The organism is Halomonas sp. E14, assembly GCF_052568415.1.
The window spans coordinates 2,517,102-2,531,142 of sequence record NZ_CP199423.1 but is presented as its reverse complement, the minus strand read 5'-3'; the positions used below and the strand labels follow the sequence as shown (position 1 = coordinate 2,531,142).

12 protein-coding genes are annotated in these 14,041 nt (G+C 66.6%); 9 read left to right on the top strand and 3 right to left on the bottom strand.

The features are described from left to right. The first annotated feature begins 1 nt into the window (after position 1). The 3 genes from cobO (at position 2) to ACT7B3_RS11795 (ending at position 3,866) form a co-directional block, all read left to right on the top strand. Positions 2-613 (top strand): cob(I)yrinic acid a,c-diamide adenosyltransferase, encoded by a 612-nt coding sequence (gene cobO, locus ACT7B3_RS11805; RefSeq protein ID WP_445158074.1) that lies wholly within the window; start codon positions 2-4, stop codon positions 611-613. 4 nt (positions 614-617) lie between these two features. Next, positions 618-2,069: a cobyric acid synthase gene (locus ACT7B3_RS11800; protein ID WP_445158073.1), complete on the top strand. Its 1,452-nt coding sequence runs from the start codon at positions 618-620 to the stop codon at positions 2,067-2,069. 384 nt (positions 2,070-2,453) lie between these two features. Further along, on the top strand, positions 2,454-3,866 hold the full coding sequence (locus tag ACT7B3_RS11795) for a xanthine/uracil/vitamin C permease (RefSeq protein WP_444677242.1): 1,413 nt from the start codon (positions 2,454-2,456) through the stop codon (positions 3,864-3,866). Positions 3,867-3,952: 86 nt separating this feature from the next. Here ACT7B3_RS11795 and nadE read toward each other — a convergent pair whose 3' ends face one another. Continuing rightward, positions 3,953-5,296 (bottom strand): ammonia-dependent NAD(+) synthetase, encoded by a 1,344-nt coding sequence (nadE, locus tag ACT7B3_RS11790; RefSeq protein ID WP_445158072.1) that lies wholly within the window; start codon positions 5,294-5,296, stop codon positions 3,953-3,955. Positions 5,297-5,492: 196 nt separating this feature from the next. Here nadE and glsA point away from each other — a divergent pair, with 196 nt between their 5' ends. Beyond that, a complete protein-coding gene (gene glsA / locus ACT7B3_RS11785) occupies positions 5,493-6,344 on the top strand; it encodes a glutaminase A (RefSeq protein WP_444677243.1) in 852 nt (283 codons plus the stop codon). A 12-nt stretch (positions 6,345-6,356) separates the two neighbouring features. Here glsA and ACT7B3_RS11780 read toward each other — a convergent pair whose 3' ends face one another. Further along, positions 6,357-7,127, bottom strand: coding sequence for a glycerophosphoryl diester phosphodiesterase (locus tag ACT7B3_RS11780; RefSeq protein ID WP_445158071.1), 771 nt, complete (start codon positions 7,125-7,127; stop codon positions 6,357-6,359). Between the two features lie 149 nt (positions 7,128-7,276). Here ACT7B3_RS11780 and ACT7B3_RS11775 point away from each other — a divergent pair, with 149 nt between their 5' ends. Then, the gene (locus tag ACT7B3_RS11775) at positions 7,277-7,837 is read left to right on the top strand and encodes a hypothetical protein (RefSeq protein ID WP_445158070.1); all 561 of its coding nucleotides are present in this window, start codon (positions 7,277-7,279) and stop codon (positions 7,835-7,837) included. An 82-nt stretch (positions 7,838-7,919) separates the two neighbouring features. Next, positions 7,920-8,897: an NADPH:quinone reductase gene (locus ACT7B3_RS11770; protein ID WP_445158069.1), complete on the top strand. Its 978-nt coding sequence runs from the start codon at positions 7,920-7,922 to the stop codon at positions 8,895-8,897. A gap of 108 nt (positions 8,898-9,005) precedes the next feature. Here the strand turns inward: ACT7B3_RS11770 and ACT7B3_RS11765 are convergent, their stop codons facing one another. After that, positions 9,006-9,911 carry a MurR/RpiR family transcriptional regulator gene (locus ACT7B3_RS11765; RefSeq protein ID WP_445158068.1) on the bottom strand — a complete coding sequence of 302 codons (906 nt, stop codon included), beginning with the start codon at positions 9,909-9,911 and terminating at the stop codon, positions 9,006-9,008. Positions 9,912-10,039: 128 nt separating this feature from the next. On the opposite strand from ACT7B3_RS11765, the gene ACT7B3_RS11760 reads away from it, so the two are divergent. From ACT7B3_RS11760 to ACT7B3_RS11750, 3 genes are all read left to right on the top strand, one after another. Then, a complete protein-coding gene (locus tag ACT7B3_RS11760) occupies positions 10,040-11,368 on the top strand; it encodes an aspartate aminotransferase family protein (protein WP_445158067.1) in 1,329 nt (442 codons plus the stop codon). Positions 11,369-11,378: 10 nt separating this feature from the next. Then, positions 11,379-11,942: a carboxymuconolactone decarboxylase family protein gene (locus tag ACT7B3_RS11755; protein WP_445158066.1), complete on the top strand. Its 564-nt coding sequence runs from the start codon at positions 11,379-11,381 to the stop codon at positions 11,940-11,942. Between the two features lie 193 nt (positions 11,943-12,135). Beyond that, a complete protein-coding gene (locus ACT7B3_RS11750) occupies positions 12,136-14,010 on the top strand; it encodes an SLC13 family permease (protein ID WP_445158065.1) in 1,875 nt (624 codons plus the stop codon). The last annotated feature ends 31 nt before the right edge of the window (positions 14,011-14,041 follow it).

Sequence of the window (14,041 nt, the reverse complement as noted above, 5' to 3'; positions counted from 1 at the left end):
CATGCGCGACAACGCCAAGGACCCCCAGCGCCATGCCCAGCGCATGGCGGCCAAGCAGAAGATCATGCAGGCGCGCATCGCCGGGGCCCAGAAGGAGCAGGGCCTGCTGCTGGTGCTCACCGGCCCGGGCAAGGGCAAGAGCAGCTCCGGCTTCGGCATGCTGGCCCGGGCGCTTGGCCACGGCATGAAGGTAGGCGTGGTGCAGTTCATCAAGGGCACGCGGGAAACCGGCGAGGAGGCCTTCTTTCGTCAGGTGCCTGGCGTCGAGTATCACGTGATGGGCGAGGGCTTCACCTGGGATACCCAGGACCGCGAGCGCGACACCCGCGCCGCCGAGGCCGCCTGGGAGGTGGCCCGCGGCATGCTCAGCGATGCCAGCTTCGACCTGGTACTGCTCGATGAACTCAACATCGCTCTGCGCTACGACTACCTCGACCTCGATCGCGTGCTTGACGACCTGCAGGCGCGTCCGCCCATGCAGCACGTCGTGGTCACCGGCCGCTACGCTCCCGAGCAACTGATCGAGCTGGCCGATACCGTCACCGAGATGAAGGCGGTCAAGCACGCCTTCAAGGATCAGGGAGTGAAAGCGCAGCGAGGAATAGAGCTCTAATCTCATGGCGACATTGATGATTCAGGGCACCACCTCGGATGCTGGCAAGAGCACGGTGGTGGCCGGGCTGTGCCGGGTGCTGGCGCGGCGAGGGGTGTCGGTGGCGCCGTTCAAGCCGCAGAACATGGCGCTCAACAGCGCGGTGACGGTGGACGGCGGCGAGATCGGCCGCTCCACCGCGCTGCAGGCACTGGCGGCAGGCGTCGAGCCCCACAGCGACATGAACCCGGTGCTGCTCAAGCCCGAAAGCGACCGCGGCGCCCAGGTGATCCTGCGCGGGCGGGTCCACGGCCACATGGACGCGCTGGACTATCACGCCTACAAGCGCACCGCCCGGGAAAGCGTGCTGGCGGCATGGCAGGCGCTGTCGTCGCGCTTCGACGTGATCGTTGCCGAGGGGGCGGGCAGCCCGGCCGAGATCAATCTGCGCGAGGGCGACATCGCCAACATGGGCTTCGCCGAGATGGTCGACTGCCCGGTGGTGCTGGTCGGCGACATCGACCGCGGCGGCGTCTTCGCCCAGCTGGTCGGCACCCTGGCGCTGCTCAGCGAGAGCGAGCGCTCACGTACCCGTGGCTTCATCGTCAACCGCTTTCGCGGCGACATCGCCCTGCTCGAGCCGGGGCTCGACTGGCTCACCGAGCGCACCGGCAAGCCGGTATTCGGCACGCTGCCCTATCTGCAGGGCCTGCTGCTCGACGCCGAGGACAGCATCGGCCGCAGCGGGCGGGTGGGGGCGGGGAGCACGCTCAAGGTCGTGGTACCGGCGCTGCCGCGTATCAGCAACCACAACGACTTCGACCCGCTGCGCCTGCACCCGCAGGTCGATCTGACCTTCGTCGGGCCCGGCCGAGCGATCCCGCCGGCGGACCTGATCATCCTGCCCGGCAGCAAGAGTACCCGCAGCGATCTCGCCTGGCTGCGCGCCCAGGGCTGGGAGGAAGCATTACAACGGCACCTGCGCTACGGCGGCCGGGTGCTCGGCATCTGCGGCGGCTTCCAGATGCTGGGCCGGGTGGTGCACGATCCTGACGGCCTGGAGGGGGCAGCGGGCTCCAGTGAAGGGCTCGGGCTGCTCGATCTGGAGACGCGAATGGTGGCGGGCAAGCAGCTGCGCAGCGTGAGTGGGCGCTTGCTACCCGAAGGGGTGCCGGTCGACGGCTACGAGATCCACAATGGCGTCAGCAAGGGGGCGGCGCTGGGGCGGCCGCTGTGCGAGCTGCAAGGGCGCCCCGACGGTGCCATCAGTCGCGATGGCCAGGTGATGGGCACCTACCTGCACGGCCTGTTCGAGCGGCCCGAGGCGTGTGCGGCGCTGCTGGCGCGCTGCGGCCTGGTCAGTAACGGGCAGGCGGTGGACTACGCGGTGCATCGCCAGCGCGAGTTGGACCGGCTGGCGGAGTGCCTCGAAGCCCATCTGGACATGGCGGCTCTGGGCAGGCTGCTGGCCTTCTAGGCCGCTCAGCTGCCTTATTCTTTAGTGTTAGCCCAGGCGGCAGGCGCTTGTGTTGCTGTGGGTAACGCCCTGTCGACGACGCTGCTCTCGCCCCGGCGCCGGAAAGTTGACGTTAACGTCAACTTGCCAGGAGTGGTGGCTATCTTGTCGACAACTTCTCCGATTTCATGGTCTCTCGAACGACCCCTTTGCGCTGTTCCGCGCCTTCCTGCGCGTCGCAGCGTGTAAGTTGTCGACAGGGAGGGCTCGCCAAGCTGCATTTCACTCGTCACAAGGTCGAATGTTCGCTTTCCGTGCAGGCGCGTAAAACCAGCGTCAACCAATAAAAACAACAATCCACCAGAGGATCGTCATCAACAAAACAGAACCGCTGAGGTAATCGACGTGCTGCTCAAACGCGAATACGGCCAGGAGCATCCCTATTGGCCGATGGGGCCTTTCAAGGTCCGCCTGCCCTTTATCCACTTCAAGTGGGCCATTCCCGAAACCATCCAGGCCATGGTGATGTTCGTCATCTCCTTGGGCATGATCCCGTTGCTCGAGCAGTATCTGGGCGTGCCCTACGAAGTGGGCCTGGCCTTCGTGGTGGTGTGCGGCATCGGCTTCATTTTGCCGCCGCTGCTGGGGGTGCCGTTCATCGCAGGCTGGATCACCCCGGCGATTCCCGTGGTACTGCTGTTCATCGGCCAATACGAGCCGGGTCCCGACGCCATGCGTGCGATGGTGGCGCTGCAGCTGATGGTCACCGCCATCTTCCTGTTCATGGCCGTGACGCGGCTGGGCAGCAAGCTGGTCAACAATGTGCCGTCGTCGATCAAGGCGGGTATCCTGTTGGGCGCGGGCATCGCCGCCATCAGCGGCGAGATCGTCGAAGGAGGGCGCCTCTACAACACGCCGATTTCGCTCGGCATCGGCGGCCTGATCACTCTCTATGTACTGTTCTCGCTCTCCTTCCGCGACCTGGCCGAGAAGTACCGCTGGGCGCGTAACATCGTCGCCTTCGGCATGGTGCCGGGCATGCTGATCACCATGGCGATCGGCTGGGGCGTTGGCGAGTACGGCATGCCGACGGTGGAGTGGGGCATCGCCGTGCCCGACTTCGCCAGCATCTGGGCCTACCTGCCGTTCTCCATCGGCGCGCCGCCGATCGAGCTGATGGTGGCAGCGATTCCTACTGCAATCATCGCCTACATCATCGCCTTCGGTGACATCGTGGTCGGCCAGACCCTGCTTAAGCGCGTCGACCACCTGCGCCCCGACGAGAAGATTGAAGTCAACGTTGATCGGGTGCACCTGATCACCGGCATCCGCAACCTGATGCACTCGCTGCTGGCCCCCTACCCGGGCCTGGCCGGCCCGCTGTTCACCGGCGGCATGGCCACCGTGACCGAGCGCTACCGCTATGGGCGCAAGGCCATGGATACCATCTACTCCGGTACCGGGGTGTTCTGGATCGTTGGTTTCTTCGCGCTGTTCCTGCTGCCGCTGGTGACCTTCTTCCGCCCAGTGCTGCCCATCGCGCTCTCCATCACGCTGCTGATCACCGGCTACCTGTGCATCGCGGTGGCCGTGGAGCAGATCAAGAACGCCACTGCCATGGGCGTGGCCGGGATCATGGGCGTGGTCCTGGCCACCCACGGCGCTGCCTGGGGCCTGGGCATCGGCCTGATCCTCTACTTCCTGATCGAGCACCGGTCACGCAGTGCCCGTGAGTTGGAAGAGCAGGAGCCGATTTCGGTGGAAGACGACATGGTGGTAGAGCGGGACGAGAACGAACCGCAGCCGGCGACGCGCTGATTTGCCACGCGCCGGGCAGTACGCAAGCGGGCCGGGGATTCCCCGGCCCGCTTGCGTTCATGGGTGGCTTGAGCGTGCGGTGCGTTTCAGTCCGGTGCGATGGGCAGCTGGCGCTTGTGCGCGGTGCCCCGGTAGGTGGTCAGGATCGTCTCATAGGCCTGTTCTGAGACCTCCTCGTTTTCCAAGAATGCATCGATCTCCTCGTAGCTGACCCCCATGGCCACCTCGTCGAGTTTTTGCGGGGCGAGCGACTCGAGGTCGGCGGTGGGCGGCTTGTGCACCAGCGCCTCCGGCGCCCCCAGATGCTCGCCGAGCAGGCGTACCTGGCGTTTGCTCAGGCCGGTGAGGGGGGCAACGTCGCAGGCGCCGTCACCGTACTTGGTGAAGAAGCCCATCAGCGCCTCGGCGGCCTGGTCGGTGCCGATGACAAGCCCGCCCCGGGCGCCGGCCACGGCGTACTGCGCCACCATGCGCTGGCGCGCCTTGATATTGCCCAGCACGAAGTCGCGCTGGTGGGCATCCTGAAACGCGAGCCCGCCCTGTTCCAGCGAGGCCAGCAGGGTGTCGCTGCCGTCGCGAATGTTCACGTCCAATACTTCGTCCGGCTGGATGAACGTCAGCGCCTTTTCGGCATCATCGGCATCCTGCTGCACGCCATAGGGCAGGCGCATGGCGATGAAGGTGGCGGACTTACCCTGGTCGCGCAGCTTTTCCACGGCAAGCTGCGCCAGGCGGCCCGCCACGGTGGAGTCGACACCGCCGCTGATGCCCAGTACCAGTGCCCGCTGGCCGCTTTGCTGCATGGTCTCGACCAGGAAGTCGCGGCGTCGCTCGATCTCCTCTTGGGGATCGATCTCGCCGCGTGCGCCCAGCGCCACGCCGATGGCGCGCTGCACCGCGCGCCGCGACGTCGAGTCCCCGCTCGGCCCCTGCCGTGCCTGCTCTCGGCAAAGCTGGTGGTAGTGCGGCAGGCGTTCCAGAGCGTAGTGGGCGGCGGCCAGGCGCACCTCGTTGCGTTCGCCGTCGAAGCGGCGCGTTTCGCAGAAGTGGTAATGGTGACTATCCACTCGAAAGGCCCAGGCGAAGCAGACGGTGCCGACCGGGGTGTCGTCGTCGCCGGGGCTGGGGCCGGCGACGCCGGTGTTGGCAACCGCCACATCGGCATCGTTGTTGTTCAGCGCGCCTGCCGCCATCTCGCTGGCCACCGCTTCGCTGGTCAGGCCATGGCGTTCGATGGTGGCGAAGCTGACGCCCAGGTAGCGATTCTTGGAGGGCGGCGAGTAGACGGCCAGGCCGCAGTCGATGCCCTGGCCGCTGCCGGGCACGCGGGCCAGCTCCGAGACGATCAGCCCGGCGGTGCAGGATTCGGCCGTGGCCAGCTTCAGTTCGTTGTCGATCAGATAGTCCGTAATGCGATTCAGCAGTTCCATTGCTCCATCTCCTGAGCGGCGTCTAGCCTGGTAGGCAGGTCCTCTAACCCTAGGTCATAAGGCCGCTGGGGGGCGAGTCGGGAAATCGGGATAGCCAGGGAGGTGGGCGCTGCCAATGGAATGCATCGACCAAGAACGAGTCCGGACGCTGAATGAGATCGTGACGCGAGAGCGCGAGTATCGCCACGAGAGTGAGATGACGTCATTCACGGAGCAGGGCGACGCTGACTGGGAGCGGGTCGGGATCGCCATGACAGGGGCCGATGGAAGCACTGCCCGAGCCGGTAGCGCCGAGGAGCGCTTTCCGATGGAGAGCGTATCCAAGGCGCTGACGCTGGCTCTGGCGCTGGAGGATGTCGGCGCCGAGGCGCTGTTCGAACGGGTCGGCATGGAGCCCTCGGGCGATCCTTATCACTCCATCGCCACGCTTGAGGAGGGTGAAATGGGCATCCCCTCCAATCCCATGATCAACGCCGGCGCCATTGTCACGACGGCCATGATCCGCGGCGCCGACGGGGAGGAGCGCTTTGTGCGGCTGCGCGAATTCTTTCGGCGCCTCTCGAACAACCCTACGCTTGACTACGACCCGGTCATGTTCGAGGCCGAGGACCAGGATCTCAACCGGTCGCTCTTTTACTACATGCGTAGCCACGATGTATTCAAAGGCAGCGAGGAAGACCTGCTGGTGCCCTATCTCAAGCAGACTTCCATCGAGCTCACCTGCGTGGACCTGGCACGCATCGCCGCGGTGCTGGCCAACGGTGGGCGCGACCCGGAGAGCGGCGAGCGCCTTATCGGCGAGGAGACGGTGCGTATCGTGCTGACCCTGATGTTCACCACCGGCATGTACGATCAGTCGGGCCGCTACGCCCTCGAAGTGGGCATGCCGTCAAAGAGCGGCGTGTCCGGGGCGATTCTGGCGGTGGCGCCCGGGCGCTGGGGCTTCGGCGTGATCGGCCCCGCGCTCAACGAGCATGGCAACAGCATAGCTGGCCTGAGAATGTTGAAGCAGCTCTCGCAGCGCTGGCAGTTGGGTAGGTTCGCCTGAACCGGCTGCGCCTCAGGCCCGGTCCGGCGGCGGGGCGATATCGGCGAAGCGGGTGGGGTCGTCGCTGATCGCACCGTCGACCCCCCAGCGCCAGCGGTCGGCGAAGGCGGCGGGATCGTTGGCGGTGTAGCACAGCAGGCGATAGCCCGCGGCCTTGATTTCGTCGGCGCGCTTGGCGGTCAGCCGCGTCCAGTCGGTATGGATGCTGTAGGCATCGAGGCCCTCGCACAGCGGCTGCCACTTCTGCGGCACGCTCTCGGTCAGCACGCCGATGGGCAGCAGCGATGCATCGGCCAGCGAGCGCGCCTGGCGCAGCGCCACGGCATCGAACGAGGACACGATCAGGCGCTGCGGCGGCAGCGCATCGAGCAGGCGCGGAATCACGGCCTCGGCGAGCTCGCTGCCGCTGCGGCGGCTGGTCACCTTGAGCTCCATGTTCACGCCCATGTCCAGCTCCACCAGCAGCGCCAGCATCTCGTCGAGCGTGGCCATGCGCTCGCCGCGAAAGGTGTCGCCGAACCAGGCGCCCACGTCGAGCCTGCGGGCCTTGGCCAGGTCGAGCGTGGCCAGCCTGCCGTGGCCGTCCGAACAGCGCTTTAGCGTGCTGTCATGCCAGATCACCGGCGTGCCGTCGCCGAGCAGTTGGACGTCGAGTTCCACCCACTGGCAGCCGGCCGTATGGGCGGCGCGCACGGCGGCCAGGGTGTTTTCGGGCGCCCGGGCGGAGAGGCCGCGGTGGGCGATCAGGCGGGGCAGGGCAACGTCGGGGTGAGCGGCTGGCATGGAAGGCTCCGGAGGCGGTTTCTCGACAGGGTAGCGCAACGCGATGACGACGTGGTGACACGGATGACCATGTGGCGATACAAGGCATGGGCGGCAATGGGGGAGACTATGCTAGTCTTGCCGGCTTTCACGAGGCAACGAGGCAATGCATGAAGGTGATCACGCCCGAGCGCGACGAGCAGCGCGATGCCTGGCTCGCGCGGCTGTGCGCCGACGTCTACGGTAGGGAGGCGGGGCTGGCGCCCCTGGTGACCTTCACCGGTACGCGACAGATTCTGTTCGCCCAGGAAGCCGCACGGCTCTGGGCGCTGGTAGACGACCAGGGCCGGCCCGGCGCGCTGGCGCTGCTGATCCTCGATGCTACGGGTACCGGCATGTCGCTGTGGCTGCATGCCTCGCCCGGTGGCGACCGCGAGAGCGAGCGGCGGCTGATCCGCGAGCTGGCGCAGAAGGCGCCGCTGCGGGTCGATGCAGCGGACCAGGACGAGGAAGCCTTCTTCCAGCGCTGCGGCGTCAACCGCTGGTTCGCCGCCCCCGGTGGCAGGCGCATCGGGCTGGCGCGGCGTCATCCCGCCCACCGGGTGGATGACTTGGCGGCCCCCATGGCCTTCGACGACGAGGCGATCGTGCGGCGCTTCAAGCATGATCCGCATTTCTTCGAGCAGGAGAAGGCCTGTTTCGTCGAGCGCCTGGCCGCCTTTCCCGGCTGAACGCAGCGGTGGGGCTTGACCCACCGCGCCAAGGGCGCTTGGATGAAGCCCCTGACACGATAGTGAACAAAAGGAAGGTGACATGGCCAAGCGCATCCAGTTTGCTCGCACCGGTGGTTCCGAGGTGCTTGAATTCGTCGACGTGACCCCGGCCGATCCGGCCGCCGGTGAGGTTCGGGTCCGCAACGAAGCTATTGGGCTCAACTTCATCGACATTTACTTCCGCACCGGCCTCTATCCGGCGCCCGGGCTGCCTTCGGGGCTCGGCACCGAGGGTGCCGGCGTGGTCGACGCCGTGGGCGAAGGCGTCAGCCACCTGCAGGAGGGCGACCGGGTGGCCTATGCCCAGGGTCCGCTGGGCGCTTACGCCGAGTACCACGTGCTGCCTGCTGACAAGGTGGTCGCATTGCCCGAGGGCATCGACGCGGAAACGGCTGCGGCCAGCATGCTCAAGGGCCTGACCGTGCAGTACCTGCTGCGCCAGACCTGCCCGCTCGAAGGCGGCGAGACGATCCTGTGGCACGCTGCCGCGGGTGGCGTGGGTTCTATCGCCTGCCAGTGGGCCAAGGCGCTGGGCGTCAAGGTGATCGGTACCGTCAGCTCCGCGGAGAAAGCGGCACTGGCCAAGGCCAATGGCGCCTGGGAAACCATCGACTACACCCGAGAAGACGTCGTCGAGCGGGTGCGCGAGCTGACGGGCGGCGCGATGTGCGATGTGGTCTACGACTCGGTGGGCAAGGACACCTGGCTCACCTCGCTGGACTGCCTCAAGCCGCGCTCGCTGATGGTCAGCTTCGGCAACGCCTCGGGCGCCGTCGAGGGAGTCAATCTCGGCATCCTCAATCAGAAGGGCTCGCTGTTCGTCACCCGCCCCAGCCTCAACGGCTATGCCGACACCCGTGAACGGCTGGAGGCGATGTGCCGCGACCTGTTCGAGATGCTCGGCAGCGGCAAGGTCAAGGTCGAGATCGGCCAGCGCTTCGCCCTGGCCGATGCCGGCAAGGCCCAGGACGCCCTGGCCGGGCGCCAGACCACCGGCTCTACCATCCTGGTGCCCTGAGGCGGCTTTACTGGCTCCCCCTTCACTGATTTTCTTTTCCATCCGCTGACGTCGCAGCATCACCACGCTGCCCCTCCGCCGGTCGCCCCCGTGGGCGACCGGCTCCGATCACAGCGAGGCGCCGAGTTCGGCGATCATCGTCTCGCGGTGCTTCAGCGCCGCCAATCCAGTCGTCCCCAGTACGCTGGCCACTTCACTCAGCAGGCCCTGCGCGAGCAGCAGGAAGGCACACATGCTGTTGCTGTAGAACAGACTGTGGTTGGGCACCGTGAAGCTGTGCCGCGCAACCCGAGCCAGGGGAGAGCTTTCCGAATCGGTCAGGGCGATGACCACGATCCCGTGGCGGGCCGCCACCTCGGCGGTGGCCAGCACGCTCGGCGTGTAGGGAAAGCAGCTTGCCACCACCAGTACGTCGCCGGGATCGAGCTGGGCCAGGGCATCGGCGACGCCTTGCCGGCCCGCGTCGAGGGGGGCGACATCGGGGCGCAGCATTCCCAGTCCATAGGCCATGAACAGCGCGAGGGAGTGGAACTGGCGCATGCCGTGCACGCGCACCCGATGGGCCCTCGCCAGCAGCGTCACCGTCTGCTCAAAGGCCGCTGGATCGATTCGCTCCAGCAGGCTCGCCATGTTGGCGCTCTCTTGCCGACCCAGGCGGCTCAGTCGGGTCAGCCCCTGGGTATCGCCGCCGGCTTCGAGCAGGCGCGAGGCCTGGTCGCTGTAGAAGCTCTGGCCTTCGGTAACTTCACGGCGAAACACGTCCTGCAGCTGGCCGAAACCGCCATAGCCCAGGCGCTGGGCCAGGCGCGAAAGCGTCGAGGCATTCACGCCCAACTGATCCGCCAGCTCGCTGATGGACGAGACCGCGGCCTGTTGCGGTGCCTCGATCAGCAGCGCAAGTACGTGCCGGGAGCGCTTGCCCAGCCGGATATCCGCTTCGCCGGCCTCGATGGCCTTGAGCCGTTGCCTTAGGCCGCTCAGCGTTTCCGGGGGTGGCGTGGTGGTATCTGTCATGGCATCGCTTCACAGTTGTCGGGGATGGCGTCGTTGGGAAAGGCATCTTGTGCTTTATTTGTGCAAATATAAATTGCAAATTAATATAGAGCATCTATATTTTGCATATTATCCACCCGGAGGATTCCATGAGCCACGTCTTCCATCGCAGCTTGACGCAGGGCTACCCCACGGCCGTGAAAGGCGACGGCCCTTACCTGATCGACGCCCAGGGGCGGCGCTACCTGGATGCCTGCGGTGGCGCCGCGGTCTCCTGCCTGGGGCACAGCGATGCCGCCGTCATCGAGGCCATCCGCGAGCAGGTAGGCAAGGTGGCCTACGCTCATACCTCCTTCTTCACCACCGAGCCGATGGAAGCGCTGGCTGATTTCCTGGTCGAGCGCGCTCCTGCAGGGCTCGAGTCGGTCTACTTCGTCTCGGGCGGCTCCGAGGCGATGGAAGCGGCCCTGAAACTGGCGCGCCAGTACTTCATCGAAATCGGCCAGCCGCAGCGCAGGCACCTGATTGCGCGCCGCCAGAGCTATCATGGCAACACCTTGGGGGCGCTCGCCACCGGCGGCAACGCCTGGCGGCGCCAGCAGTTCGAGCCGCTGCTGATCGATGTCAGCCATGTCAGCCCCTGCTACGCCTATCGCGGCCTACAGCCGGGCGAGTCCCCGGAGGAAATGGGCGTACGCCTGGCCCATGAGCTGGAAAGCGAGATCCTGCGCCTGGGCGCGGAGAACGTGATGGCCTTCGTGGCCGAGCCGGTGGTGGGCGCCACCATGGGCGCGGTGCCCGCGGTGCCGGGGTACTTCAAGCGGGTCCGCGAAGTGTGTGACCGCCATGGCGTGCTGCTGATCCTTGACGAGGTGATGTGCGGCATGGGGCGCACCGGCAGCCTGTTCGCCGCCGAGCAGGAGGGCATCACCGCCGACCTGATCACCATCGCCAAGGGGCTCGGGGCCGGCTACCAGCCGATCGGCGCCACTCTGGTCAGCGGACGTATCCGCGAGGCCATTGCCAATGGTTCGGGCTTCTTCCAGCACGGCCATACTTATATCGGCCATGCGACCGCCTGTGCCGCGGCCCTGGCGGTGCAGACCGCCATCCAGCAGCGCGACCTGCTGCCCCGGGTGCGCGAGCTGGGCGAGGGGCTGCAGCGGCGTCTCGCCGAACGCTTCGGCGAGCATCCCCACATCGGCGACATTCGCGGCAGGGGGCTTTTCCTGGGCCTGGAGCTGGTGGCCGACCGTGCCACCCAGGCCACCTTCGAACCCGAGCGCAAGGTGCATGCCCGCGTCAAGCAGGCCGCCATGCAGGCGGGGCTGATGTGCTATCCCATGGGCGGCACGCTCGACGGCCGCCAGGGTGATCACATCCTGCTGGCGCCGCCCTTCATTCTTGATGAGAGCCATCTGGACGAGATTGTCGACAAGCTTGATACCGCTCTGCGCAGTGCGCTGGCTGGCCGATAAGGAGACGCACATGGCCATCGAATCCCGCCTGACCCCACTCGACGAGATGCGCATGGATGCCGACCAGCGCCGCGTGCTGGAGGAGATCCTCAGCGGCCCGCGCGGCAACCTGGACGGCCCCTTCCTGGCCTGGATCCACAGCCCGGGCCTGGCCGATCACGCCCAGCGGCTGGGCGCCTTCTGCCGCTACGGCACGCGGCTGGAGCTGCGCCTGACTGAACTGGCCATCCTGGTCACCGCCGCCTGGTGGCAGTCCCAGGCCGAGTGGCAGATCCACGCACCTATCGCCCGCGAGGCGGGAATCGACGATGCCGTGATCGAGGCGCTGCGCGCGGGGCGGGAGCCGCTCTTCGAGCGCGACGACGAGCGCCTGATCTATCGCCTGGGCACCACGCTTTACGCCACCCGGCGCGTCGACGCGGCGCTCTATGCCGAGGCCGTCGAGGCCTTCGGTGAACCCGCCGTGGTCGAGCTGGTGGGCGTGTTCGGCTACTACGCCCTGGTGGCCATGACTCTGAATGTCTTTGCGGTCCGGCGCGACACCGATGCCCCCCTGCCGTTCCCCGAGCCGTAAGGCCGGCGCCAGTCCAGGCGCATGAGCGCCAAGGTCACCCGGCTGCGGCCGGGTGCCTTGCGCACCGCCCTCCATCGCTTCGCCTTGCCTGGTCCGGCTCTTCAATTTGTGTTGGAAGCTCAAGAAAAGGCTGGATTTTTTCTTGATTGGCTGGTGTGCTGGAGTCTCAAGTCGACTGGAGAGCCGCAGGGATATGGCCAATCATACGCTGGTGTTCATCGTGCTGGGCCTCACCCTGGCCGCGTTCGTCTGGGGTCGCTTTCGCTACGACCTGGTGGCGCTTTCCGCACTGCTCGTCTCGGTGATGCTGGGGTTGGTTCCCGCCGACCAGGCCTTCATGGGATTTGGCCACCCGGCGGTGATCACGGTGGCCGCCGTGCTGGTGCTCAGCCGTGGCTTCGAGCGCTCCGGCGTGGTCGACATGATCGCCGAGCAGGTGCTCAAGGTCGGTGACCGGCTGTTCCTGCAGCTCGTGGCGCTGACCACCACGGTGGTGGTGCTCTCGGCCTTCATGAACAACGTGGGCGCGCTGGCGCTGCTGCTGCCGGTCGCCATGCGGCTCGCCCGCGAGCACGATACCTCTCCTTCGCTGCTGCTGATGCCGCTGGCCTTCGGCTCCCTGCTCGGTGGGCTGATGACCCTGATCGGCACGCCGCCCAACATCATCATCGCCAGCTATCGCGGTTCGGTATCGGGCGACACCTTCGGCATGTTCTCGTTTTTTCCGGTAGGCGCCGTCGTGGCCCTGGCGGGGCTCGCCTTCATCGTGCTGCTGGGCTGGCGGCTGGTGCCCGACCGGGCGGGAAAGGCATCCACCGAGGAGATGTTCGATACCGCCAACTACCTTACCGAGATGAAGGTGACCGAGGACTCGAAAGCGGCCGGATGGACCCTGCGCGAGCTCCAGCGCGAGCTGGAAGAGACCATCCCCGTGCTGGCGGTGTTGCGTGGGGACCAGCGCCGCGCCGGTCATGCCTTTCTCGGAGTGCTGAAGGAGGGGGATATCCTGCTGGTCGAGGCGGGGCCAGAGGAGATGAAGCTGCTCGAGGACAAGGCCGGGCTCAGCCTGGGTGTGAGCGCCGATGAACAGCGCGATCCGCAAGCAACCGCAGCGTCGAAGGCTGACGAGGACAAGCCCCAGGCGAGCAGGAAAGCGGAAAAAAAGGCACAGCGGAAGGAGCGCAAGGAGGAGCGAAAAGCCACCGACACCGAGGGGCTGGAGCTGCTCGAAGCCGTGGTGCGCAATGACTCCATGATGGTCAATCGCACCGTCACGCAGCTGCGCCTGCAGAACCAGTATGGCCTCCACCTGGTGGCGGTGGCCCGCGATGGCGGGCGCCTCAAGCAGCGGCTGCGCGATATTCGCTTTCGCCCCGGCGACGTGCTGCTGCTGCAAGGCGGCGAGAGCAACCTCACCGAAAGCCTGGCCACCCTGGGTTGCCTGCCCCTGGCAAGGCGCAACCTGCCGCTGGGACAGCCTCGCATGCTGCTGATCTCTCTAGGAATCTTTGCCCTGGCCCTGGTCGCCATGCTGGCGGACCTGTTGCCGGCCGCCGTGGCGCTATCCGCTGCCGCCTTGGCGGCGCTGCTGGTGGGCGTGCTGTCCTTGCGCGACGGCTACCAGGCCATCGACGGGCCGGTGATCGTCCTGCTTGGCGCCATGATACCGGTCGGCCAGGCGCTCGAGACCAGCGGCGGGGCCAAGCTGATCGCCGACTCGCTTCTCCTGGCAGGCGAGCAGTGGCCCGTGCTGGTGCTGCTGATCGGCCTGTTTGCGGTGTCGATGCTGCTTTCCAACGTGATCAACAATGCGGCGGCGGCGCTACTGATGGCGCCCATCGCCGCCAGCCTCGCCGAAGGCTTCGGCGTGTCGATCGACCCGTTCCTGATGATCATCGCGGTCAGCGCCTCCTGCGCCTTCCTGACCCCCATCGGCCATCAGTCGAACACGCTGGTCATGGGCCCCGGAGGCTATCGTTTCGGTGACTACTGGAAAATGGGCCTGCCGCTGTCGCTGATGGTGATGGTCGTGGCGCTGCCTATGATCCTGCTGGTCTGGCCACTTTGATCGGGTGGCCAAGGCGGAAAAACCCCGGCCG